The following is a 23,103-nucleotide window of genomic DNA, read 5'->3' as shown; positions in this document are numbered from 1 at the left end:
TGAGAGAAGACCGCCCGCACCGGGAACCGGTGCCGGCCCGGCAGGTGACACCCAGCCAACCGACCTGCAGTACCCGCCGCGACTTGCCGGTGGTCGTCGTAGTTCGACGATCCGGCAGCGGCGCCCGAGCGCAGAACGCGAAGAACCAGCGGCGCGCCCGCCAGCGGACAGGTCGGTTTGGCAATGGCATGCAACTGCTGCGTCCGGATGACTTGCTCTTTGACGCGTCCTGGCCATCCCGGCCCGGCTGCGATAGGCAGCATTGCCCGTGCCGATGGCACGGCCGACAGCCGCCCTCGCCCCCGGCCGCCGGCATCCGCCAGACATCGCTGCATCAGGAGCAGGCCCATTTGCCCTCTCCCGACCCGGCAGCGGATCGCCCGCAAGTTTTTTGCGGATGGCGGGACGCCGACACCCTCTCCTTTCACCCGCGCCCAGCCGGCCGCATAGCAGAACGCGCCGGCAACTCCGGCAATTCTCCCGCCCTCGCTCTCTTTCCTCGCGTGCTCCCTGGACCGTCGCGGGCATGACCCACTCATGACCCATTGGGCTCCCGCGACACTGGAGTGAGGTATTGCGATGAAACGCATGCTGTTTAACGCGACGCAACAGGAGGAGTTGCGCGTCGCGATCGTCGATGGCCAGAAACTGATCGACATCGACATCGAAACCGCCGGGCGCGAACAGCGCAAGGGCAACATCTACAAGGGTGTCATCACCCGCATCGAACCGTCGCTGGAAGCCTGCTTCGTCAATTACGGCGAAGAGCGCCACGGCTTCCTGCCGTTCAAGGAAGTGGCCCGGGCCTTCTTCAAGGACGGCGTGGACGTGCGCAACGCGCGCATCCAGGACGCCCTGCACGAAGGCCAGGAACTGATCGTTCAGGTCGAAAAGGAAGAACGTGGCAACAAGGGCGCCGCCCTGACCACGTTCATCTCGCTGGCCGGCCGCTACCTGGTCCTGATGCCGAACAACCCGCGTGGCGGCGGCGTGTCGCGCCGCATCGAGGGCGAAGACCGCCAGGAACTGCGCGAGACCATGGCGCAGCTGCAGGTGCCGGAAGGCATGAGCATCATCGCCCGCACCGCCGGCATCGGCCGTGCCGCCGAGGAACTGCAGTGGGACCTGAACTACCTGCTGCAACTGTGGAAGGCCATCGACGGCGCCGCCGGCGACAACAAGGCCCCGCTGCTGATCTATCTGGAATCGAGCCTGGTGATCCGCGCCATCCGCGATTACTTCCAGCCCGATATCGGCGAGATCCTGATCGATACCGACGAGATCTACGAGCAGGCCCGCGCCTTCATGAGCGTGGTCATGCCCGACAACATGAGCCGCGTGAAGAAATACCGCGACGACGTGCCGCTCTTCTCGCGTTTCCAGATCGAGCACCAGATCGAATCGGCGTACTCGCGCATGGTGATGCTGCCGTCCGGCGGTGCCATCGTGATCGACCATACCGAAGCCCTCGTGTCGGTTGACGTGAACTCGGCCCGCGCCACCAAGGGTGCGGACATCGAGGAAACGGCGCTGCGCACGAACCTGGAAGCCGCCGACGAAATCGCCCGCCAGCTGCGCCTGCGCGACCTGGGCGGCCTGATCGTCATCGACTTCATCGACATGGAGTCCGGCAAGGCCCAGAAGGACGTGGAAACGCGCCTGAAGGACGCGCTGCGCCACGACCGCGCCCGCGTGCAGATGGGCAAGATCAGCCGCTTCGGCCTGATGGAGCTGTCGCGCCAGCGCCTGCGTCCGTCGTTGTCGGAAGGCTCGCACATCACCTGCCCGCGTTGCAATGGAACAGGTCATATCCGCGATACCGAATCGTCCGCCCTGCAGGTGCTGCGCATCATCCAGGAAGAGGCGATGAAGGAAAACACGGCCGCCATCCACTGCCAGGTGCCGGTGGAAGTGGCCGCTTTCCTGCTCAACGAGAAGCGTCAGGACATCAACCTGATCGAACTGCGCTTCAAGGTCAATGTGCTGCTGATCCCGAACAAGCATCTGGAAACGCCGCACTACAAGCTCGAGCGCCTGCGTCACGACGATCCGCGCCTGGAAGACGCGACCGCCAGCTACCGCATGGCCGAGGCGGCCGCCAAGGAACTGGAAGCCGACACGAGCTACAGCAGCCGCAAGAAGGAAGACGCGCGTCCGCGCCAGGAAGCGGCCGTCAAGGGCATTACGCCCGACGCCCCCGCCCCGGTATCGGTGCCGCGCCCCGAGCGCGCACCGAAGCCCGAGGCCACGGCGGCGGCACGTCCCGTGCCGGCTACCCAGCCGGTGGCCAGCGGCGGTTTCGTCGCCTGGCTCAAGGGTCTGTTCGGCGTCAAGCCGGCACCGGCGCCCGTGGCCGAGCCGGTCAAGCCGGCCGCTGAAGCCCAGGCACGCGGCGAAGGCCGCCAGGGTCGTGGCGAACGCGGCCAGCGTGGTGAACGCGGCGAGCGCGGCGAAGGCCGCCAGGGCCGTGGCGAACAGCGCGGCGAACGTGGCGAACGCGGCGAACGTGGCGACCGTCAGGGTCGCGGCCAGCGCGGCGAGCGCACCGAACGTGCCGAGCGCACCGAGCGCACCGAACGTGGCGAACGCGCCGAGGCACAACGCGGCGAGCCGCGTGAGCAGCGTGAACCGCGCGAAGCACGCGAGCCGCGCGGCGAGCGCCAGCCCCGTGGCGATCGTCAACCGCGCGAAGCACAGCCCGCCACGCCGGCCATCGCTCAGGGCGAGCGCACCGAAGCGCGCCGCGAACGCAACCAGGAACGCCGCGAGCGTCAACGCGAACGCCAGCGCGAGCGCGCCGAGGCCCGTGAGACCGACGAACCGCTGAACGTTGCAGGCACGGCACCCCAGTCGGCATTCGAGGCGGCCCAGGCCGCACCGGCTGTCATCGCCACCGTGGATGTGCCGGAAGACGCACTGGGCGCCGAAGCCGCCGCAACGGAAGCCGGTGAAGGCGAAGAGCGCCGCCGCCGCAATCGTCGTGGCCGCAACCGCTACCGCCGCGAGCGCGAGGACGGCAGCCTGGAAGTCAATGAAGGCAACCTGGCCGAAGTCAGCGCCGGCGTGACGGAATCGGAAGAAGAGTCGGCGTCGGTGACGGCCCAGGGCCAGCCGGCTGCCGAACAGGCTACCCCGGCACCGGTGGTGCAGGCCCCCGTGGCCGTCGCTCCGGTGGAAGCCGTGGCAGCGGTCCGCGAGCCGGCTGCTCCGGTGGCTCCGGTCGTCCCGGCAGCCCCGGCAGCCGAGCCGGTCTTCGCCGCCGTGGCCGAACCGCAACCGGCGCCGGTCGTGACGCCCGCCCCGGCTTATCAGGCCATCGAAACCGTGGCTGCCGCAGCCCCGGCCGAGCAGGCCCCGGCACAGGTCGCCACCGCTCCGGTAGTGCCTGAGCCGGTCGCCGTGACCCCGGAAGTGATGCCGGCACCGGTTCCCGCCGTGGAAGCGCCTGCCCCGGCTGCCGCGGCCCCTGTGGTGGCCGCCCCGGCTCCGGCAAGCACCAGCACGCCGGCCCTGGAGTCGATGCTCTCGACCGCCGGTCTGGAGTGGGTACGTACCGACAGCGCCAAGCTGGCCGCCGCGCAGGAAGCCGCCGCACGCATCGTGCCGGCCCCGCGCCTGCCGCGCGAGCGCAAGCCGCTGCCGCCGCTGCCGGAAGGCCCGATGGTCCTCGTCGAAACGGGCGGCCAACAGCGCGAAGCCCAGCAACAACAGCAGCAGCAATAAGGCGATACCTCGCCGCTGCAAGCTGAGCTGAAGAAAGGGACGGCAACCGCCGTCCCTTTTTTTATCGGCGCGGCGGTGCCGCCAACGCGACATGGCGCAAGGCCGCCAGCTGTACTGCTGTACCCCGCCATCAACTGTGCTGTTGTCACGACAGTGTTGCCCGCGACGCGAAGCCGCCCTCGGCTAGAATGGCAGGCAGAACGGCCACCCGGGCGCGCCACGCATCCGGCGAGCCGCGGCCCCACTCTGCCATGACCGATACTGTCATTCCGATTCTTGACCTGCGCGACCATCGATACCGATCGATGGTGCCGAGCATTCCGTCGCGCCTGCTGGCGCCGACCGGGCTCGTGGCCGATACCCGGGGCCGGCCGCTGCATGACCTGCGCATCTCCGTCACCGATCGCTGCAACTTCCGCTGCGTCTACTGCATGCCGAAGGAAGTGTTCGACAAGGACTACACCTTCCTGCCCCACTCCGAGCTGCTGAGCTTCGAGGAAATCGAGCGGGTCGCGCGCCTGTTCGCGGCGCAGGGTGTGGAAAAAATCCGGCTGACCGGCGGCGAGCCGCTGCTGCGCAAGAACATCGAGCGCCTGGTGGAAATGCTGGCGCGCATCGAAACGGCATCGGGCAAGCCACTGGACCTGACGCTGACCACCAATGCGTCGCTGCTGGCGCGCAAGGCGCAATCGCTGCGCGATGCCGGCCTGACCCGTGTGACGGTCAGCCTGGATGCCATCGACGATGTCACGTTCCGCAAGATGAACGACGTGGATTTCGCCGTGCGCGACGTGCTGCATGGCATCGAGGTCGCCCAGGCCGTCGGGCTGGCCCCGATCAAGGTCAACATGGTGGTCAAGCGCGGCACCAACGATCAGGAAATCGTGCCGATGGCACGTCACTTCCGCAACAGCGGCATCATCGTCCGCTTTATCGAATTCATGGATGTCGGCGCCAGCAACCACTGGCAGATGAACGAAGTGCTGTCGTCGGCCGATGTCGTCCGCCGTATCGACGCGGCGTTCCCGCTGGAAGCCGTGCAGGCCAACTACGCGGGCGAGACCGCCGAGCGGTGGCGTTATCGCGACGGCGGCGGTGAAATCGGGGTGATTTCCAGCGTGACGCACGCGTTCTGCGGCGATTGCAGCCGGATCCGGCTGTCTACCGAAGGCCGGCTCTATCTGTGCCTGTTTGCCACCGAAGGGTACGACCTGCGCGCGCTGCTGCGCGGCGGGCATAGCGACCTGGAAATCGGCAACGCCATCGCGCAGGTATGGCAGGCCCGCACCGACAACTATTCCGAGCAGCGCAGCGATCCCGCCGTACGCGCCGCACGCGCCGAAAGCAAGATCGAAATGTCGTATATCGGCGGGTGATGATTGCGCGCGACGACATCACGGGCCTGATCCTGGCCGGCGGCCGCGGCAGCCGGATGGGCGGCACCGACAAGGGCCTGCAGCCGTTCCAGGGAGCGCCGATGGTGCAGCACACGCTGCGGCGCCTGGCCCCGCAGACCGGACCGCTGCTGATCAATGCCAATCGCAACCCCGAACGCTACGCCAGCTTTGGTGCGCCGGTGATTGCCGACACCCTCGCCGATTTCGCGGGCCCCCTGGCCGGCATGCTGGCCGGGCTGGCGCAGTGCCGGACGCCATGGCTGGTCACGGCCCCCTGCGACACCCCTTTCCTGCCGGCCGACCTGGTGGCGCGCCTGGCCCAGGGTATCGAGGACGAAGACGCCGACCTTGCCGTGCCCGTCACCGTGGACGCCGACGGCCGCCGCCGCTTGCAGCCCGTGTTCTGCCTGATGCCGGTCACCGCCGCTGCCGGGCTGCAGGCTTACGTGGATGCCGGCCATCGCAAGATCGAAAGCTGGGTCACGGGCCAGCGGCTGGCACAGGTCGTGTTCGGCGACGCGCGGGCCTTTGCAAACATCAATACGCTGGACGAACTGCGCGAGCACGAGGCCGCTGGCCGATCCGGCTAGACTCTCACCCAAATTCCCATATCGCCGACGCGTGCGCGTGTCACGACCCAGACCATGCCTTCGCTGCAATCCGTCATCTCCTGCCAGTCCGACTACGACCCCACCGCCCTGCCGGTGGACCAGGCCAACGCCATCATTGCCGATGTGGTGGAACCGGTCCGTGGCATCGAGCAGCTGGCGATTCGTAGCGCGCTGGACCGCGTGCTGGCCGTTGACGTGATTTCGCCCATCGACGTCCCCGCTCACGACAACTCGGCCATGGACGGCTACGCGTTCTCCAGCCGGGCGCTGACCCAGGGCGACGCCAGTATCGCGCTGGAGGTCATCGGCACCGCTTACGCCGGCAACGCCTTTGCCGGCGAGGCGCAGGCGGGGCAGGCGGTTCGCATCATGACCGGGGCCATCATGCCGGCCGGCTGCGACACCGTGATTCCGCAGGAATTCGTCGAGATCCAGGCCGGTGGCAATCTGGTGCGCTTTGCGCCCGACGCCGTGCGGGCGGGCGACAACCGGCGGCTGTGCGGTGAAGACCTGGCGCGCGGCCAGGCCGCGTTGCACGCGGGGCGGGTCCTGACGCCGGCCGATCTGGGCATGCTGGCATCGCTGGGCGTGGCCGAGGTAAAGGTTCGCCGACGTCTGCGGGTGGCGTTTTTCTCGACTGGCGACGAACTGCGATCGATCGGCGAGACACTCGATCCGGGCTGCGTCTACGACTCGAATCGCTACACGCTGCACGGCATGCTGCGCCGGCTCAATGTGGAACTGATCGACATGGGCGTGGTGCGCGACGACCCCGACGTCATGGAAGCGGCATTCCGCAGCGCCTGCGAGAATGCCGATGCCATCATTACGTCAGGCGGCGTATCGGTCGGCGATGCCGACTATACGAAGCAGATCATGGAAAAACTGGGCGACGTCACGTTCTGGAAGATCGCCATGCGTCCGGGGCGTCCGATGGCGTTCGGGCGTATTTCGTCGAACGGCCATGATGCCGTGCTGTTCGGCCTGCCGGGCAATCCCGTGGCCGTGATGGTCACCTTCTATCATTTCGTGCGCGGCGCCCTGCATCGGCTGATGGGTGCCAATGTGGCGCCGCTACCGCGCGTACGCGTGCGCACCACCACGCCGATTCGCAAGAAGCCGGGCCGCACCGAATTCCAGCGCGGCATCCTGGCGCCGGGCGCCGACGGCAATCTGGAGGTGCGGCTGACCGGCCAGCAAGGCTCGGGCGTGCTGCGATCGATGAGCGAAGCCAATTGCTTTGTCGTGCTCGATCACGACCAGGGCTCGGTGGCGGCCGGCGACACCGTGCAGGTCATGCTGTTCGACGGCCTGGTCTGACGGCGCCCACCTTTGGCTATGGGGCTGCGCATCGGGCGCGGTCCCGCCAAGCGGAACACGGCCCGGCGGCATGAATCCATCCGATTCATGCGTCACTTGCAAGGCCTGAAGCCGGTCACTGCGGGCGGTGTCGTTTTTGTGCTGCATACATTGCCGGAAAGCACCGTTGCCGTCTGAAATGACTCATCCGGCAGCCGGGCGCTCTAGGCGTCGCAAGCCCCAATCGCTACACTTGCAGCACGAAAATCCGAATCCCCCAATATCTTGTCTGTCGTCATGCACCAGGAGATCGCGTACCTCCATCCCGTCAAGACTGCCCGGGCACTTGTGCTGGTCTATCTGTGCTTTTCGGTACCGATCGTGGCCATGGGCCTGTTCGTCGCCTTCGTGCGCTATGGCGATCTGCCCGGCATTGCCGTCTTCACCGCCCTGATCCTCAACGCACTGATCGGCTTTGGCCTGCTCTGGCTGGGCTGCCGCGCCTACAACTGGGTGGCCGCGCGCTTCGGCGGCATCGAGGTTCACATCCGTGAACTGAGCCCGGAAGATCGCCAGTAATCTTCCGCCTCGCCCGGGCCGGACCCTGCCAGCCGCTAGGCCTGCCGATCCTCTGGCTGCCCCGCGCTCTCGTCAGCCGGGGCGGTATCGGCAGCCGTCTCCGCGCCGATCATCCCCGACGTTCCCAGCAGCTGCTCCGCGATCTCGCCGGGCAGCGCCTCCACGGTGCGCAGCTTGCGCTCCATCTGCCGGGTACGGACTTCCGCCTGTTCGATATTGCGTGCCGCACGCACCAGCGTATCGCGCGTTTTCGCCAGAACTTCGCCAAATTTGCCGAATTCCGTCTTCACGGCACCCAGCACTTCCCAGACTTCGCTCGACCGCTTTTCCAGCGCCAGCGTCCGGAATCCCATCTGCAGGCTGTTGAGCAGCGCCGTCAGCGTGGTGGGGCCGGCCACGGTCACGCGGAAATCGCGCTGGAGCATGTCGGTCAGGCCCGGCCGCCGCAAGACTTCCGCATAGAGGCCTTCGGTCGGCAGGAACAGGATGGCGAAGTCGGTGGTGGCCGGCGGCGCCAGGTATTTCTCGGCGATGGTCTGCGCCTCGCGGCGCACCGCCACTTCCAGCTCGCGGCTGGACGCGTTCACCCCGTCCACGTCGCCGCGCTCCTGCGCGTCGATCAGCCGCTCGTACTGTTCCTTGGGGAACTTGGCGTCGATCGGTAGCCAGACCGGGCTGCCGCCCGCCTCGCGGCCGGGCAGGCGGATCGCAAACTCCACCCGCGCCCCGGAATTGCGCACGGTCTCCACGTTCTTGCCGTACTGATCCGGCGTCAGGATCTGCTCGAGCAGCATGGCCAGCTGCACCTCACCCCAGGTGCCGCGCGACTTGACGTTGGTCAGCACGCGCTTGAGATCGCCTACCCCCTGGGCCAGCATCTGCATTTCGCCCAGCCCGCGATGCACCTGCTCCAGCCGGTCCGACACCAGCTTGAACGATTCGCCCAGCCGTTGCTCCAGCGTGGCGTGCAGCTTTTCGTCCACGGTGCGTCGCATTTCCTCCAGTTTGGCGGCGTTATTGGCCTCGATATCACGCAGCTTCTGCTCCAGCGTCGCCCGCACGTCAGCCAGCCGCCGCTCGTTGGCCTCCGACATCTGCGCAAGCTGTTGCTGCTGCACCGTGGCGATGCTGGTCAACTGGGTCGACAACTGTTGCTGGAACCGCAGCATGTGCTGTCCCGACTCGTTGCGACTGCCGCGCGCCGTTTCGGCCAGTTCGGTGCGCAGTTCGCGCTCCAGGCGCTCCAGCCCGCGCGCGGTGTCCTCGCGCACGTCGTCGCGCAGGTCGCCGAGCATCGGCAACAGTTCGCCGGCGCCGGTGCGCGACTGGCGCATCAACAGCACGATCAGCAGGATCACGGCCGCCACCGCGGCGGCCAGGGTCAGCAAGGGCATCAGCGACATGGCAATAGAAAAGCTGGCGATCCGCGCCGATCAACGGCGGCGCGGCATGACCTCGGGATTGATCACGGTCTGGGGCTTGCCGGCCTGCGGGCCGGCGTCCAGGGCGGCGATCAGGTTGTCGGCCGCCAGATTGGCCATGGCACGGCGGGTCTTTTCCGACGCGCTGGCAATGTGCGGCGTCAGCACGACGTTCGGCACGGTCAGCAGGTCGGGATGCACGCTCGGCTCGCCCTCGAACACATCGAGCCCTGCGGCAAAGATCTTGCGATCGCGCAGCGCGGCGGCCAGCGCGCTGTCATCGACGATGCCGCCGCGCGCCAGATTGATCAGCGTGGCCGTGGGCTTCATCAGCGCCAGCTCCGCCGTGCCGATCGCATGGTGGCTCTCGGTACTGTACGGCAGCACCAGGATCAGGTGATCCGACTGCTTCAGCAGTTCGTCCTTGCTGACATAGCGCGCATTGAGCGATTGCTCGACATCGGCCGGCAACTGGCTGCGGTTGTGATACAGCACCTGCATGCCAAAGCCGGCCGCGCGGCGCGCCAGCCCCTGCCCGATGCGGCCCATGCCCAGGATGCCCAGCGTGCTGCCGTACACGTCCATGCCCACCAGCATGTCGTAACTCCAACGTTCCCACTTGCCGGCGCGCAGGTAGTGCTCGCTCTCGGTCACGCGGCGCGCGGTGGCCATCAGCAGCGCCCAGCCAAAATCCGCAGTGGTCTCGGTCAGCACGTCGGGCGTGTTCGTCGCCACGATGCCCGCGGCGGTCAGCGCCGACACGTCGAGGTTGTTGTAGCCCACCGCCATGTTGCAGACCGCCCGCAGCTGCGGCAGCGCGGCAATCAGGTCGCCATCGATCCTGTCCGCCGCATTGGCCAGCACGCCGGCCTTGCCGGCCAGCCGCGCCCGCAACGCCGCGGCGTCGAGGACCACGTCCTCCTGGTTGGCATCGACATCGAAATATTGCGAAAGACGCTCGATCACGTCGGGGAAGATGGCGCGCGTGACAAGGACAGGGGGCTTCATGGCAGTCATACGTGGAAGAAGAGGAACGTCATCACCAGGAACAGCGGCACCAGCACGGCACAGGACCACGCCATGTAGCCGAAGAAGCTCGGCATGCGCACGCCACGGCTTTCGGCAATCGCCTTGACCATCAGGTTGGGCGCATTGCCGATATAGGTATTGGCGCCCATGAACACGGCGCCCGCCGAGATGGCGGCCAGCGTCGAGGCATCGCGCGTCATGAGCGTGGCCGCGTCGCCGCCGGCGGTATTGAAGAACACCAGGTAGGTTGGCGCGTTGTCCAGGAAGGACGACAGGATGCCGGTGGCCCAGAAGTACATGCTGTCGATCGGCTGCCCGTTGCTGTCACTGACCGCCCGGATCACGCCGGAAAAGGCGCCATCGGTGCCGGCCTTGAGCATGGCGATCACCGGAATGATCGTCAGGAAGATGCCGGCAAACAGCTTGCCCACTTCGAGCATCGGTTCCCAGTTGAATTCGTTGCCGCTGCGCGCGGCATGCGGCGTCGCCACCAGCGACACCAGCGTCACCCCCACCAGCAGCCCGTCGCGCACCAGCGCCGGCAGCGGCACCTCCGTGCCCATCACGTCGAACGCAATGCCCGGCTTCCAGAGCCCGCTCATCAGTACCAGGCCCACCACCGCTGCCAGCAGCAGGAAATTGATCTTGCCGTCGAGCCGGATATCGGCCGAGTCCGGCGTGGGGTCCTGCGCCTGCGGCAGTTCCTCTTCGCGTTTTAGAAAGTAGTACCGGTCGATGGCGTAGAACAGCGCCAGCAGCACCACCCAGATAAAGATCGTCTCGGGCAGGATATTGCGCAGCGTCCAGGAGAACTCCACGCCCTTGAGGAAGCCCAGGAACAGCGGCGGATCGCCAAGCGGCGTCAGCGCACCGCCGGCATTGGCCACCAGGAAGATGAAGAACACCACCACGTGGGCCACGTGGCGCCGGTTGTCATTGGCGCGCAGCAGCGGCCGGATCAGCAGCATCGCGGCGCCCGTGGTGCCCATCAGGCTGGCCAGCACCGTACCCAGCGCCAGGATGCCCGTGTTCAGCCGCGGGGTGGCATGCAGGTTGCCCCGCACGCAGATGCCGCCCGCCACCACGTAAAGCGCGGTCAGCAGGACGATGAACGGAATGTACTCGGCCAGCAGCGCATGCACGGCGTTGGCCGCGGCCGCGTGCAGGCCGAACTGCGCGGCAAACGGCACGAGGAACAGCGCCGCCCAGGCCGCGGCGATCTTGCCGTAGTGGTGATGCCAGAATTTCGGCGCAACCAGCGGAAACAGCGCGATCGACAGCAGGATGCCGGCGAACGGCACGCCCCAGACGGGCGACAGCGCGGCGCCATCGACATCGGCGGCCGATGCCAGGGCTGGCGACAGCAGCAACGTGGCAAGCAAATATTGAGGAAGCAGCGTGGCGACACGACGCATCAGACAGCAATCTCCTTTATCGCAACACACGCCGGGACAGGTGCGGGGCACGGCTTCGCGTGTGAGACAGACGACAAGGCGCACGCGTCCGGATTGGTGACCAGGGCGGTGGGACGGCAGCACGCGGCGAAGGGCTCAGTGTAAAGCAAACCCTTTTGAGAATGGTCTGAAAGTGCCTCGATATGCAGCGCCGCAAGGCGCGCCGGTCATTGCCCATCGACCAGGATCACGTGTACCCGATACGGGCCGTGGGCACCCAGCACGATGGTCTGCTCGATATCGCCCGTGCGCGACGGGCCGCTGATGATATTGGTGGCGCGCGGCAGCTGGCCGTGTTCGGCACGCATGCGCGCGAACGCCTCTTCCAGATTGGCGACGATGCGCGAGACCGGCACCACGGCGATATGGGTTTCCGGCAGCAGCGCGGCCGATGCGAAGGTATCGGGGCCCGACAGCAGCATCAGCGAGCCGGTCTCGGCAATCGCCACGAAGCAGCCGGTAATGCCGACGAGGTCGCCATGTTCGCGGTCCGCCTGGGGCTCGCGCACCGGCGGGCGGCACTCGACCTCAAGACCCTGCGCCGCCCACGGCAGGTCGGCCAGGCTGTTCCAGGCCACGGCGCGCCGCGTCAGCTTCAGACCATCCAGATAGTGCAGCACGGCGCCAGGCACCTCGGCCAACGTGGCCACGCGGTCCACCGTGGACGCCATCTTCTGCGCCTGCACGCTGAACGCGGCGGCGCGGTCTTCGGCCACCTCGGGCTGCGGCCCCTGCGGATGACGCGCCAGGTAATCGGCCACGGCGTCGCGCTCGCCCTGGGTCACCGTTGCCCCCCTGCCCTGGGCGGCACGAATGCGGGCGAAGATGCGGTCACGGGCGGCGTTCGTTTCCATGGTATGGGCCTGATCGGTTGCGGGGCTCGGCGATGATAAGAAAACGGCGATGGCGGTGGATGAATCCGGTCAAGCGGCTGGCTGAACCTCGAACACCTGCCGCAGGTAAGACAGGTAGCCCGGATCGTCGCACATGGTCTTCTCGGGCGTATCCGACAGCTTGGCCACGGGCTGGCCGTTGCAGCGAACCATCTTGATGACGATCTGCAGCGGCGTGTAGCCCAGGTCGTTGGTCAGGTTCGTGCCCACGCCGAACGCCAGCTTGCAGCGGCCATGGAAACGCTCGTAGAGCTCGATGACCTTCGGAATGTTCAGTGCATCGCTGAAGATCAGCGTCTTGCCGCGCGGGTCCACGCGGTTGGCGGCGTAGTGCGCGAGCATGCGCTCACCCCATTCGAACGGGTCGCCGGAGTCGTGCCGCACGCCATCGAACAGCTTGCAGAAATACAGGTCGAAGTCGCGCAGGAACGCGTCGAAACCGTAGGTATCCGACAGCGCGATGCCCAGGTCGCCGCGATACTCGCGGGCCCAGTTCTCCAGCGCGTAGACCTGCGAATCGCGCAGGCGCGGGCCCAGCGCCTGGCAGGCCTGCAGGTATTCATGCGCCATCGTGCCCAGCGGCGTCATATTGTGCATCCGCGCAAAATGGACGTTGCTGGTGCCGGCCAGTTGCGGCCCCAGGATGTCTCGCATCGACAGCAGCACCTCTTCCTGCCAGTCGCGCGAGAAGCGCCGGCGGGTGCCGTAATCCGCGATCACGCAGTCCTCGTATTTCGACGACTTCAGCAGGGCGAGCTTGGCCTCCAGCCGGCGTCGTCCTTCGGCCAGATCGGCCTGCGGCTGCGTCCGGCGGAAGTACACCTCGTTGACGATGGCCAGCAGCGGGATCTCGAACAGGATGGTATGCAGCCACGGCCCGCGGATGGTGATGTCGATCTCGCCGTTGCCCTGGGCGGACGGCTGCACGACCACGTACTTCTCGTTCAGGTGGAACAGCGCGAGGAAATCGACGAAATCGCTCTTGATAAAGCGCATGCCGCGCAGATAGAGCAGTTCGTCGTCGGTAAAACGCAGTTTGCAGAGCTGGCGGATCTCGTCGCGGATGTCGTCGACATACGGCGTCAGGTCAACCCCGGCGTTGCGGCACTTGAAGCGGTATTCGACCTCGGCCTGCGGAAAGTGGTGCAGCACCACCTGCATCATCGTGAACTTGTACAGGTCGGTGTCGAGCAGGGAACGGATGATCATAGCGAAGCCAAGGCTTGGGGCGCGGCGAAGTCAGGCCACCATGCTAACCGAAAGTCACGCGCGGCATGGAGATGGCCGGCGCTGGCGCGGGGTCAGCCGCCGTCGAGCCCGCGCAGCGCGGGCGGAATCTGGCGACCCGGCCGCTTCGATTGCAGGCACCAGAGCCGCTGCCCCTGGTCGCCATCGCAGCTGACCAGCGTGGCCTGGCTGCGCGGCACGGCCGCGGGTAGCGGATCGGCGAAATTGGCGGAAGCCGCCATGATGCGCTCCTGGTAGACCGACTGCCCCGCCCGGTCGAAGCGCAGCACCTGGATCAAGGTGTCCGCCGAAGGCTGGAGATCCTTGTCGCACGGCAGGAAGCCTTCGCGATTGCAGTTCGCCATGGCCATCCCCGCCGGGGTCCGGATCACGCTGAAGCTGTCCCAGTCGAAGGCGGTCAGGGCAGACAAGGTCACGGGCTGGTCGGTACGCGCACGCCACGCCACCAGGCGCGACACCACGCTGTCGGCCATCTCGCCCTGCCGGGGCGGCGCGGGCTGGGCGGCTGCCTCCATGCCCACCATGGCGCAAAAAAGCACGGCGACCCCGGTCAGAAAGACCGTCCGACGCCCCCTGCCGCGCCCTATCAGGCTGGCTGCCATAAGCAAATCCCCTTGCAAGTTTGCCTTCGATCAACTTGAGTGCAACGCACGGAAACGGAATGAAAAGCGCCTGCGGGGGCACCCGCTGGCCGAAAAGCCACGCAAAACACAGGGAAATACTAGCCGGAGAGGCCGCCGAGCGGGAGATCGATCCGCCCGCAAACCTGCGCCAGACGCGCCTCAGCGGCCGATTTCGCACCAAAAATACATAAAGAAATAAGAAAACTATCTGACCCGGCTATATAGACTCACTATCCTTGCGAGAAGGCTCAGCTACAATATCGGTCTTTGAAAGGCCTCGGCCCTCGCTCGCCCCAAGTTATCCCGATTGACACGCGCGGTGTTTGGCGCGTACCCGGACAACTCGCAAGAACGACCGGCAAGAATCCGGCCTTGGACAAACTCCCCATCGAAGACCGATCCGTTTTTCTGGAACCGAAATGACTCACGTTGTCACCGAAGCCTGCATCCGTTGCCGTTACACCGACTGCGTTGATGTGTGTCCGGTCGATTGTTTCCGCGAGGGCCCGAACTTCCTGGCCATCGATCCCGACGAATGCATCGACTGCGCCGTGTGCGTGGCCGAGTGCCCGGTGAACGCGATTTACGCCGAGGAAGATGTGCCCGGCGACCAGCAGCAGTTCATTGACCTGAACGCCGAGCTGGCCCGCAACTGGCCGTCCATCACCAAGACCAAGGCCCCGCTGGCCGAGGCCGAGGAATGGAAGGACGCCACCGACAAGCTGCAATACCTGCAGCGCTAAGAGAAGACAGACGCGACGGGTGGCGGATACCTGCCGGCGGCACGCCGGATCTGCCTGCCCGGCGTCGCAGAAAGCCGTCCCCACGCGCTTTCCCGTAATACCGGGCACCTGCCGTGCCCACAACGTATCAGGACGAATATGGACTTGAGCATTCCAAATCCCGTGGCCGACGCGACCCAGCAGGCTGGCGGCAACAACGGCGGCCAGCCGCTGGAAATCGACGCGCTGATCGTTGGCGCCGGCCCCGTGGGCCTGTTCCAGGTATTCGAACTCGGCCTGCTCGAAATCAAGGCGCACGTGATCGACTCGCTCAAGGTAGTGGGCGGCCAGTGCGTGGAGCTGTATCCGGACAAGCCGATCTACGACATCCCGGCCGTGCCCATCTGCACGGGCCAGGAATTGACTGACAACCTGCTCAAGCAGATCGAGCCGTTCTCGCCCACGTTCCACCTGGGCCAGGAAGTCAGCGTCGTCGAGCGCCGTGAAGACGGCCGCTTCTTCGTCGAGACGTCGCTCGGCACCCGCTTCATCACCAAGACCATCTTCATCGCCGCCGGCGTGGGCTCGTTCCAGCCGCGTACGGTCAAGGTGGAAGGCATCGACAAGTTCGAAGGCAAGCAGCTGTTCTACCGCGTGAAGGATCCGAGCCGCTTCCATGGCCGCAACCTGGTGATCGTGGGCGGTGGCGATTCGGCGCTGGACTGGGCGCTGGACCTCCACGGCAAGGCCGAGTCGATCGTGCTGATCCACCGCCGCGACGGTTTCCGTGCCGCGCCGGCCTCGGTGGCCAAGATGCGCGACCTGTGCGAGCAGATGGAAATGCAATTCATGGTCGGCCAGATCGGCGGCTATGAAGAGAAGGACGGCGTGCTCACCGAGATCAAGGTGACCGGTGGCGACGGCGTGACGCGCCGCATGCCGCTGGACGACCTGCTGGTGTTCTTCGGCCTGTCGCCGAAGCTCGGCCCGATCGCCGAGTGGGGCCTGGACCTGGAGCGCAAGCAGATCAAGGTGGATACCGAGAAGTTCGAGACGAACATTCCGGGCATCTTCGCCGTGGGTGACATCAACACCTACCCGGGCAAGAAGAAGCTGATCCTGTCGGGCTTCCACGAAGCCGCGCTGGCAGCGTTCGGCGCCGCGCCGTACATCTTCCCGGACAAGAAGATCCACATGCAATACACGACGACCTCGCCGAAGCTGCACAAGGTGCTGGGCGTCGAATCGCCGGTGTTCGATTGATCTGTCGAAGGCCAATGCAAAAAAATCGCCTCCGGGCGATTTTTTTGTTTGCACAATTTAAAAAGCTGGCTATAATGCGGCCTCGCTGTTGAACACGGCAATGCAGCAAAAGGCGGAAACGCCCGGTGCTGGCCGGTTTCGAGGCGAACCAGAGTGCCGACGACAACTTCTGACGAAAACAAAACGTTAAAAAGTTGTTGACGAAACGAAGAGAAGCTGGTTATAATTTCTTTCTCAGCTGTTCCCCGATAGCTCAGTCGGTAGAGCGCCGGACTGTTAATCCGTAGGTCCCTGGTTCGAGCCCAGGTCGGGGAGCCAACCGATAGAAGAGGAAGGCCGATGCGAAAGCATCGGCCTTTTTCTTTTTCCGCCGCGCATCCCAATCGCGCGCCGTCGCAACGGCAATCCCCTCCCCCGCACAAACGTTCCAGAAAGCCCTGGCCGATGTGGCTATGATGAACAGCCGCATACGCCAAACCAGGACCCCGCAGTGAGCCCCCAGAGCTGGATCGACCTCAAGCAGGATGCCGACACCGGCATCGAGACGATTCGCGCCCATTTCGAGGGCCATGCGTACGATCCTCACTGGCATGACAGTTACCTGGTCGGCTACACCGAACAGGGCATCCAGCAGTTTCATTGCCGGCGCGAGGTCCAGCGCAGCGTGCCGGGCAAGGCCTTCACGCTGGAGCCGGGTGAAATCCACGATGGCTACGCCGTGACGCCCGAGGGCTTTACCTACTCGATGCTGTATCTGGACGCCCAGTGGATGGCGCGCGAACTCCGTGCGCTGTTCGACGATGCCCCGGCGCACTGCCAGCCCGCCTTCGCGCGTACGCTGAGCGAAGACCCGCTACTGATCGAAGCCATCGGCCATGCGTTCACGGTGCTGCAACAGCCCGAACTGCGCATCGTCCGGCAGTCCGCGCTCGACGCCCTGCTGGCCCGGCTGACGTCCAATCTGCGCTGGCGCACGGCACACGCCATCGATCCGCGGCTGCCGCTGGCAGCCCGACGCGCGCGCGACTACCTGCATGACCACGTGGACCAGGACATCGGCCTGGACGACCTGGCCGCCGCCGGCGGCGTGGACCGCTATCGGCTGACCCGCGCATTCAAGGCCGCGTTCGGCATTGCGCCACACGCCTACCTGGTGCAACTGCGGCTGGCGCGCGCCCGCCATATGCTGGCACGCGGCGCCACGCCCGCCGACGTGGCCACGGCGCTGGGATTCGCCGACCAGAGCCATCTGGGCCGATGGTTCCGCCGGGCCTATGGCCTGACGCCGGCCCACTATCGCAAACGCTGCTCAAATCTTCCAGACGCCTAGGCGGCGCGGACGCAACAATGGCCGCATGAGCGATACCCTGCCCTTTCTCCCCTTTCTGATGTTTGCCGTCGTGGCGTCGATCACGCCTGGCCCCACCAACGTCCTCGTGCTGAGCCACAGCGCGCGCCGTGGCGTGGCGGCTACGCTGCCGATCATCGTTGGCGGCTGCGGCGGCGCCGCGCTGCTGGTGCTGAGCGTCGGCATCGGCGTCGGCGACGCACTGGCCACCCACCCGCTCCTGCAGCGCGCCATGGCGTGGACCGGCGTGCTTTGGCTGTCGTGGCTGGCCTGGCAGATCTGGCGCAGCCCGGCATCGTCCATTGCAATGGACGGCGCCGAGGCACCCCGCAAGCCGCTCGGGCTTGCAGGCGCCGCCGGCCTGCAGCTGGTGAACCCCAAGACATGGATGATGGCGCTGGCCGTCGTCAGCGTCTTTGCCGGCCATGGCGCCGACCAGACGCATCAGGTGATGCGGCTGTCACTGATCTTCTTTGTCGTGTCCCTGCCTTGCATGGGGGCGTGGGCAGTGCTGGGCGCCGGGGCCGCGCGTTTCATTCGATCGCCTGCGCGGCTAAAGCGGTTCGAACGCCTCATGGCGCTGGTGTTGCTGGCGTCGGCCTGGGGCAGTCTGTTGCCTTGACGCAAAATCCACTGAAAAGGCGCTCTCACGCACATTTTCTGGGGTATAGTCTTGGATTGCCCTGAATAGCTTGACTCCCGTCCGGTATACCTGTAAAAGCTTACCGGCGTATTTCTTGCGCAATATCCACGGAAACAGGTAGTCGCCAAGTTTTTACCTAGCTAGGAAAATTTGGCCCGTCACCCCTGACACAGGCAGTATGGATTTCGGTCCGTAGCAGGTTCTAGGGGGCGCACCACGGCATTCGCCGCAGCGTGCGATACCAACGTCTCGGAAGGCTCCGGAGCCCGACGCGACACGTTTCCCTCCTATGAACCCACCGCCTCTGGCGGTTATTCCTGAAGGACTGAATTGACTAAGATCGTTCTGAAACCGGGCGAGCCCGTTGAAGTTGCAATGCGTCGTTTCCGTCGCTCCATTCTGCAGACTGGACTGATCGTGGAACTGAAGAGCCGCACCGCCTACGAAAAGCCGACGACCGAGCGCAAGCGCAAGAAGAAGGCTGCCGAGGCCCGTCTGCGCAAGCGTCTGCGCATGCAAATGCTGCCGAAGAAGCTCTACTGATTCGGGCTTGCCAAAAGAAAAACCGCCAGTTCGCTGGCGGTTTTTTTTCGTCCGCATTCCCGCCTGCCGGGCCGGGAACGCGATGGCGGGCGCTCAGGTGCGCGTGGCGATCAGCGCGCCGGCACCGATCAGCGTGATGCCGCCCGCGCGCTGCACATTGGCCTGTGCGCGCTGCGAGGTCAGACGCGTGGCCAGCGAGCGCGCCAGCAGCGCGTAGACCATGGCGTTGGCCGTGGCCAGCACCACGAACGTGGGGATCAGGACCACCGCCTGCGGCCAGAATGCCAGCTTGGCGTCGATGAACTGCGGCACGAAGGCCACGAAGAACACGATGCTCTTCGGATTCAGCGCCGTCACCAGCCAGGCCTTGGCAAATCGCTGGCGTCCGCTGCCCGACTGCGCCGCCACATCGAGCGCGCGCGCCCGGCCAGCCGTGCGCAGCGCCTGCACGCCCAGATAGACCAGATAGGCCGCGCCTGCCCATTTCAGGCCCGTAAACAGCGTGGCAGAGGCCGCCAGGACGGCGCCCAGGCCCGCCATCGACAGCGTGAAGGCGGTAAGGTCGCCGGCGGCCACCCCGCCCACCGTGGCATAGGCACTGCGGCCGCGGTGCGCGAGCGCATCGCCAATCACCAGCAGGATGGTCGGACCGGGAATGATCAGCACCACCACGCTGGTCAATACGAATGTGATCCAGTGTTCGAAGGACATGGGTTCTCCTGTTGCGTCGTCGTTTTTGTTCTGAAGACGCCAAGCGTACGCCTGTCCGCTCCGCCCCGCCAGCGTGCCGATATGCCTTGGCGAATGGAATTGTCTTGCTGCGATGCGCCAACAATGCGTCACGCGATGGCCGGCATAATGGCGGATATCGCTCGCAAGGACCTCGCCTTGACCGCCATCCTCCAGATGCGCAATGTGCGCAAACGCTACGGCGACCAGCTCGTCGTCGACAACCTCGACCTGGAAGTCCAGCCCGGCCAGTGCTTTGGGCTGCTGGGCCCCAACGGCGCCGGCAAGACCACCACGCTGCGCATGCTGCTGGGGCTGACCACGCCAGAATCGGGCACGCTGACGCTGTGTGGCGAACCCATCCCGCTGCGCGCCCCGCAGGCCCGCATGCGCGTGGGCGTGGTGCCGCAGTTCGACAATCTCGACCCCGACTTCTCGGTGATCGAAAACCTGCGCATCTTCGGCCGCTACTTCGGGCTGTCGTCCGCCCGGATTGCCGAACAGGTGCCCCGGCTGCTGGAATTCGCGCGGCTCGAGAACAAGGCCAATGCGCAGGTGCGCGACCTGTCCGGCGGCATGCGCCGACGCCTGACCGTGGCGCGCGCGCTGATCAACGATCCCGACCTGCTCGTGATGGACGAGCCCACGACCGGCCTGGACCCGCAGGCACGCCATCTGATCTGGGAGCGCCTCAAGTCGCTGCTTGCCGCCGGCAAGACCATTCTGCTGACCACGCACTTCATGGAAGAAGCCGAACGGCTCTGCAATCACCTGTGCGTGATCGATGCCGGGCGCAAGATCGCCGAGGGCAAGCCGCACGAGCTGATCGATCGCGAAATCGGCTGCGATGTGGTGGAGGTCTACGGCGACGAGCTCGAACCCCTGCGCGACACGCTGACGCCGCTGGCCGACCGCTGCGAAATGCGCGGCGAGACGCTGTTCTGCTACGTGCGCCAGCCCGATCCGCTGCTGGCCGCCCTGCACGGCAAGGGCGGCGTACGTTACCTGCACCGGCCCGCCAACCTCGAGGACGTGTTCCTCAAGCTGACCGGCCGCGAGATGAGAGATTGAGACACGGATGACCGAGATGAGCGAACAGGACCCCCGCAATCCCGACATCGCAATTTCGCCAGGATCTGCGGCGTCGACAGCCCCCCAGCACTATCCCCAGCCCCTGCTGCCACGCAACGGGCGCAACTGGATGATGGTCTGGTATCGCAACTACATGGTCTGGAAGAAGCTGGCCATCCCGTCGATGATCGGCAACCTGGCCGATCCGATGATCTACCTGTTCGGCCTGGGCCTTGGCCTGGGCCTGCTGGTGGGCCAGGTGCATGGCGTGTCGTACATCGCCTTCCTGGCGGCCGGCACCACGGCGTCCAGCGTGATGATGTCGGCCAGCTTCGAGTCGATGTATTCGGCCTTCTCGCGCATGCACGTGCAACGCACGTGGGAAGCCATCATGCATGCGCCGCTGACGCTGGGCGACGTGGTACTCGGAGAAGTGCTATGGGCCGCCAGCAAGGCGGTGCTGTCGGGCGCCGCGATCATGATCGTGGCGGGGCTGCTTGGCTACGCGCAGTTCCCGGGCGCGCTGGCCGCCCTGCCGGTGATCGTGCTGGCCGGCATTGCGTTTGCGAGCCTGGCGATGATCATCACGGCGCTGGCGCCGAGCTACGACTTCTTCATGTTCTACCAGACGCTGGTGATGACGCCGATGCTGCTGCTGTCGGGCGTGTTCTTCCCGCTGGAACAGCTACCCGAGGGCGCGCAGAAAGCGACGATGGTCCTGCCGCTGGCGCACGCGGTGGCACTGATACGTCCGTTGATGCTGGGAAGGCCGGTGGAGAATGCCGCGCTGCATCTGGCCGTGCTGGCGGCCTATGCCATCGTGGCGCTGGTGGTGGCCTTGGTACTGCTGCGCAGGCGACTGCTGCGCTGAGGGCGCTGAGGGCACGGAGGGAAACCGCGCAGCAGGGCCGCGCGGTCCGATCGATTGTCGTTATTCGTTGCCGCCCGATCGTTGCAGGTGCAGTTGCGAACGTTCGGTATCGCCACCGTTGCTGCCTTCGCGGTCGGCCTGGCTGCGCGCCGTTTCCAGGCGATCCAGGTAGGCCTCGTCGATATCGCCGGTGATGTACTTGCCATCGAAGCACGACGCGTCGAAGTCACGCAGGTTCGGGTTGATGTCGCGCACGGCCTGCTTCATCGATTCCACGTCCTGATACACGAGCTGGTCGGCGCCGATCATGCGCGCCACTTCCTCGTCGGTGCGGCCGTGGGCCACCAGTTCGGCGCGCGTGGGCATGTCGATGCCGTACACGTTCGGGAACTTCACGGGCGGCGCGGCCGAAGCGAAGATCACCTTCTTGGCGCCGGCGTCGCGGGCCATCTGCACGATCTCGAACGACGTGGTGCCGCGCACGATCGAATCGTCGACGATCAGCACGTTCTTGTCCTTGAACTCCACGCCCATGGCGTTGAGCTTCTGGCGGACCGACTTCTTGCGCACTGCCTGGCCCGGCATGATGAATGTGCGGCCCACGTAGCGGTTCTTGAAGAAGCCCTCGCGGTACGGCACGCCGAGCGCGTTGGCCACCTGCATGGCGGCCGGGCGGCTCGAATCGGGAATCGGCATGACCACGTCGATCTCGCCGGCCGGCACTTCGCGGCGGATCTTCTCGGCCAGGTAGTCACCCATGCGCAGGCGGGCATCGTAGACCGGCACGCCGTCGATGCACGAGTCCGGGCGGGCCAGGTACACGAATTCGAAAATGCAGGGCGTCAGTTGCGGATTGTCGGCGCACTGCTTGCTGTGGAACTTGCCGTCCAGGTCGATGAAGATCGCCTCGCCCGGCGCCACGTCGCGCTCCATGGTGTAGCCCATGCCTTCGAGCGCCACCGATTCCGACGCAATCAGGTATTCCTTGCCGGTCGGCGTATCGACGCTGCCGATGCACAGCGGGCGGATGCCGAACGGATCGCGCACGGCCAGCAGGCCATAGCCCGAGATCTGTGCCGTGATGGCATAGGCGCCCTTCACGCGGCGATGCATGCCGCTGACCGCCGTGAAGATGGTCTCCGGCTCCAGCGACTTGCCATTGCTGGCGCGCTGCAGTTCGTCGGCCAGCACGTTCAGCAGCACTTCGGAATCCGAATGCGTGTTGATGTGGCGACGGTCGCGGCGGAACATCTCCTCGCGCAGCTGATCCGAATTGGTCAGGTTGCCGTTGTGGGCCAGGATGATGCCGTACGGCGCGTTCACGTAGAACGGCTGGGCTTCTTCCTCGCTCGACGCGGAGCCGGCGGTCGGGTAACGCACCTGGCCGATACCGGACGTGCCCGGCAGGCCGCGCATGTTGCGCGTGCGGAACACGTCGCGCACCAGGCCGTTGGCCTTGTGCATGTGGAAGGTGCTGCCATTGGCCGTGGCGATGCCGGCTGCATCCTGTCCGCGGTGTTGCAACAGCAGCAGGCTGTCATAGATGAGTTGGTTGACAGGGCTGGTGGAAACCACGCCGACGATACCGCACATGCCGAACTCCCAGGAAAGGCAAATTGATTCAGGGGGCGCCGTT

The 23,103-nt window shown here is 65.8% G+C and carries 20 protein-coding genes and 1 tRNA gene; 13 read left to right on the top strand and 8 right to left on the bottom strand.

Annotated elements, in window-relative coordinates; genetic code table 11:
- Window positions 1-579 precede the first annotated feature (579 nt).
- The 5 genes from AC24R4_RS22150 to AC24R4_RS22130 all read left to right on the top strand — a co-directional run bounded on the left by AC24R4_RS22150 (window position 580) and on the right by AC24R4_RS22130 (window position 7,609).
- Complete coding sequence (locus AC24R4_RS22150) at window positions 580-3,723, top strand: Rne/Rng family ribonuclease (RefSeq protein WP_487523620.1); 3,144 nt, start codon at window positions 580-582, stop codon at window positions 3,721-3,723.
- Between the two features lie 251 nt (window positions 3,724-3,974).
- Entirely contained in the window at window positions 3,975-5,099 is a 1,125-nt protein-coding gene (gene moaA, locus AC24R4_RS22145; RefSeq protein WP_400396180.1) for a GTP 3',8-cyclase MoaA, read from the top strand.
- Window positions 5,099-5,710, top strand: coding sequence for a molybdenum cofactor guanylyltransferase MobA (gene mobA / locus AC24R4_RS22140; RefSeq protein ID WP_400396182.1), 612 nt, complete (start codon window positions 5,099-5,101; stop codon window positions 5,708-5,710). The genes moaA and mobA overlap by 1 nt, the downstream gene beginning before the upstream one ends.
- A 54-nt stretch (window positions 5,711-5,764) precedes the next feature.
- Window positions 5,765-7,051: a molybdopterin molybdotransferase MoeA gene (gene moeA / locus AC24R4_RS22135; protein ID WP_487523619.1), complete on the top strand. Its 1,287-nt coding sequence runs from the start codon at window positions 5,765-5,767 to the stop codon at window positions 7,049-7,051.
- 276 nt (window positions 7,052-7,327) lie between these two features.
- Window positions 7,328-7,609, top strand: a complete 282-nt coding sequence (locus AC24R4_RS22130; protein WP_092594280.1) for a hypothetical protein — start codon at window positions 7,328-7,330, stop codon at window positions 7,607-7,609.
- Between the two features lie 35 nt (window positions 7,610-7,644).
- On the opposite strand, the gene AC24R4_RS22125 is transcribed toward AC24R4_RS22130, so the two are convergent.
- The 6 genes from AC24R4_RS22125 to AC24R4_RS22100 all read right to left on the bottom strand — a co-directional run bounded on the left by AC24R4_RS22125 (window position 7,645) and on the right by AC24R4_RS22100 (window position 14,193).
- Window positions 7,645-9,012 carry a DNA recombination protein RmuC gene (locus AC24R4_RS22125; RefSeq protein WP_487523618.1) on the bottom strand — a complete coding sequence of 456 codons (1,368 nt, stop codon included), beginning with the start codon at window positions 9,010-9,012 and terminating at the stop codon, window positions 7,645-7,647.
- A 30-nt stretch (window positions 9,013-9,042) separates the two neighbouring features.
- Window positions 9,043-10,038 carry a 2-hydroxyacid dehydrogenase gene (locus AC24R4_RS22120; RefSeq protein WP_487523617.1) on the bottom strand — a complete coding sequence of 332 codons (996 nt, stop codon included), beginning with the start codon at window positions 10,036-10,038 and terminating at the stop codon, window positions 9,043-9,045.
- Window positions 10,039-10,043: 5 nt separating this feature from the next.
- Entirely contained in the window at window positions 10,044-11,474 is a 1,431-nt protein-coding gene (locus AC24R4_RS22115; RefSeq protein WP_400396163.1) for a sodium:proton antiporter, read from the bottom strand.
- Window positions 11,475-11,680: 206 nt separating this feature from the next.
- Entirely contained in the window at window positions 11,681-12,367 is a 687-nt protein-coding gene (locus AC24R4_RS22110) for a LutC/YkgG family protein (RefSeq protein WP_487523616.1), read from the bottom strand.
- 69 nt (window positions 12,368-12,436) lie between these two features.
- Window positions 12,437-13,615, bottom strand: coding sequence for a nicotinate phosphoribosyltransferase (pncB, locus tag AC24R4_RS22105; RefSeq protein ID WP_487523615.1), 1,179 nt, complete (start codon window positions 13,613-13,615; stop codon window positions 12,437-12,439).
- A 92-nt stretch (window positions 13,616-13,707) separates the two neighbouring features.
- Window positions 13,708-14,193 carry a hypothetical protein gene (locus tag AC24R4_RS22100; RefSeq protein ID WP_487523614.1) on the bottom strand — a complete coding sequence of 162 codons (486 nt, stop codon included), beginning with the start codon at window positions 14,191-14,193 and terminating at the stop codon, window positions 13,708-13,710.
- 503 nt (window positions 14,194-14,696) lie between these two features.
- Here AC24R4_RS22100 and fdxA point away from each other — a divergent pair.
- The 6 genes from fdxA (at window position 14,697) to rpsU (ending at window position 18,796) form a co-directional block, all read left to right on the top strand.
- Window positions 14,697-15,020, top strand: a complete 324-nt coding sequence (fdxA, locus tag AC24R4_RS22095) for a ferredoxin FdxA (protein WP_066731019.1) — start codon at window positions 14,697-14,699, stop codon at window positions 15,018-15,020.
- 138 nt (window positions 15,021-15,158) lie between these two features.
- Window positions 15,159-16,262, top strand: a complete 1,104-nt coding sequence (locus AC24R4_RS22090) for an NAD(P)/FAD-dependent oxidoreductase (RefSeq protein ID WP_092594285.1) — start codon at window positions 15,159-15,161, stop codon at window positions 16,260-16,262.
- A 242-nt stretch (window positions 16,263-16,504) separates the two neighbouring features.
- Window positions 16,505-16,580 (top strand) — tRNA-Asn (locus AC24R4_RS22085).
- A 172-nt stretch (window positions 16,581-16,752) separates the two neighbouring features.
- Complete coding sequence (locus tag AC24R4_RS22080; RefSeq protein ID WP_487523613.1) at window positions 16,753-17,592, top strand: AraC family transcriptional regulator; 840 nt, start codon at window positions 16,753-16,755, stop codon at window positions 17,590-17,592.
- 25 nt (window positions 17,593-17,617) lie between these two features.
- A complete protein-coding gene (locus AC24R4_RS22075; protein WP_487523612.1) occupies window positions 17,618-18,232 on the top strand; it encodes a LysE family translocator in 615 nt (204 codons plus the stop codon).
- A gap of 351 nt (window positions 18,233-18,583) precedes the next feature.
- Window positions 18,584-18,796, top strand: a complete 213-nt coding sequence (gene rpsU, locus AC24R4_RS22070; RefSeq protein WP_066731027.1) for a 30S ribosomal protein S21 — start codon at window positions 18,584-18,586, stop codon at window positions 18,794-18,796.
- A gap of 93 nt (window positions 18,797-18,889) precedes the next feature.
- Here rpsU and AC24R4_RS22065 read toward each other — a convergent pair whose 3' ends face one another.
- Window positions 18,890-19,507 carry a LysE family translocator gene (locus AC24R4_RS22065; RefSeq protein ID WP_400392638.1) on the bottom strand — a complete coding sequence of 206 codons (618 nt, stop codon included), beginning with the start codon at window positions 19,505-19,507 and terminating at the stop codon, window positions 18,890-18,892.
- A 195-nt stretch (window positions 19,508-19,702) separates the two neighbouring features.
- On the opposite strand from AC24R4_RS22065, the gene nodI reads away from it, so the two are divergent.
- Window positions 19,703-20,596, top strand: a complete 894-nt coding sequence (gene nodI, locus AC24R4_RS22060) for a nodulation factor ABC transporter ATP-binding protein NodI (protein WP_400392644.1) — start codon at window positions 19,703-19,705, stop codon at window positions 20,594-20,596.
- 16 nt (window positions 20,597-20,612) lie between these two features.
- A complete protein-coding gene (locus tag AC24R4_RS22055) occupies window positions 20,613-21,467 on the top strand; it encodes an ABC transporter permease (RefSeq protein WP_400392641.1) in 855 nt (284 codons plus the stop codon).
- A 60-nt stretch (window positions 21,468-21,527) separates the two neighbouring features.
- Here the strand turns inward: AC24R4_RS22055 and purF are convergent, their stop codons facing one another.
- Window positions 21,528-23,060 (bottom strand): amidophosphoribosyltransferase, encoded by a 1,533-nt coding sequence (gene purF, locus AC24R4_RS22050; protein WP_400392635.1) that lies wholly within the window; start codon window positions 23,058-23,060, stop codon window positions 21,528-21,530.
- Window positions 23,061-23,103: the final 43 nt, after the last annotated feature.

This window comes from Cupriavidus sp. CER-90 (genome assembly GCF_057652055.1).
This window is presented reverse-complemented; position numbering and strand designations above follow the sequence as displayed.

Excerpts from the sequence above, each read along its gene's own strand:
- AC24R4_RS22110 (WP_487523616.1), bottom strand. The coding sequence starts at position 12,367 with ATGGAAACGAACGCCGCCCGTGACCGCATCTTCGCCCGCATTCGTGCC.
- purF (WP_400392635.1), bottom strand. The coding sequence starts at position 23,060 with ATGTGCGGTATCGTCGGCGTGGTTTCCACCAGCCCTGTCAACCAACTC.
- mobA (WP_400396182.1), top strand. The coding sequence starts at position 5,099 with ATGATTGCGCGCGACGACATCACGGGCCTGATCCTGGCCGGCGGCCGC.
- AC24R4_RS22150 (WP_487523620.1), top strand. The coding sequence starts at position 580 with ATGAAACGCATGCTGTTTAACGCGACGCAACAGGAGGAGTTGCGCGTC.
- moaA (WP_400396180.1), top strand. The coding sequence starts at position 3,975 with ATGACCGATACTGTCATTCCGATTCTTGACCTGCGCGACCATCGATAC.
- AC24R4_RS22090 (WP_092594285.1), top strand. The coding sequence starts at position 15,159 with ATGGACTTGAGCATTCCAAATCCCGTGGCCGACGCGACCCAGCAGGCT.
- pncB (WP_487523615.1), bottom strand. The coding sequence starts at position 13,615 with ATGATCATCCGTTCCCTGCTCGACACCGACCTGTACAAGTTCACGATG.
- AC24R4_RS22120 (WP_487523617.1), bottom strand. The coding sequence starts at position 10,038 with ATGAAGCCCCCTGTCCTTGTCACGCGCGCCATCTTCCCCGACGTGATC.
- AC24R4_RS22130 (WP_092594280.1), top strand. The coding sequence starts at position 7,328 with ATGCACCAGGAGATCGCGTACCTCCATCCCGTCAAGACTGCCCGGGCA.
- AC24R4_RS22055 (WP_400392641.1), top strand. The coding sequence starts at position 20,613 with ATGAGCGAACAGGACCCCCGCAATCCCGACATCGCAATTTCGCCAGGA.
- fdxA (WP_066731019.1), top strand. The coding sequence starts at position 14,697 with ATGACTCACGTTGTCACCGAAGCCTGCATCCGTTGCCGTTACACCGAC.
- moeA (WP_487523619.1), top strand. The coding sequence starts at position 5,765 with ATGCCTTCGCTGCAATCCGTCATCTCCTGCCAGTCCGACTACGACCCC.
- AC24R4_RS22115 (WP_400396163.1), bottom strand. The coding sequence starts at position 11,474 with ATGCGTCGTGTCGCCACGCTGCTTCCTCAATATTTGCTTGCCACGTTG.
- AC24R4_RS22125 (WP_487523618.1), bottom strand. The coding sequence starts at position 9,012 with ATGTCGCTGATGCCCTTGCTGACCCTGGCCGCCGCGGTGGCGGCCGTG.
- AC24R4_RS22065 (WP_400392638.1), bottom strand. The coding sequence starts at position 19,507 with ATGTCCTTCGAACACTGGATCACATTCGTATTGACCAGCGTGGTGGTG.
- AC24R4_RS22075 (WP_487523612.1), top strand. The coding sequence starts at position 17,618 with ATGAGCGATACCCTGCCCTTTCTCCCCTTTCTGATGTTTGCCGTCGTG.
- nodI (WP_400392644.1), top strand. The coding sequence starts at position 19,703 with ATGCGCAATGTGCGCAAACGCTACGGCGACCAGCTCGTCGTCGACAAC.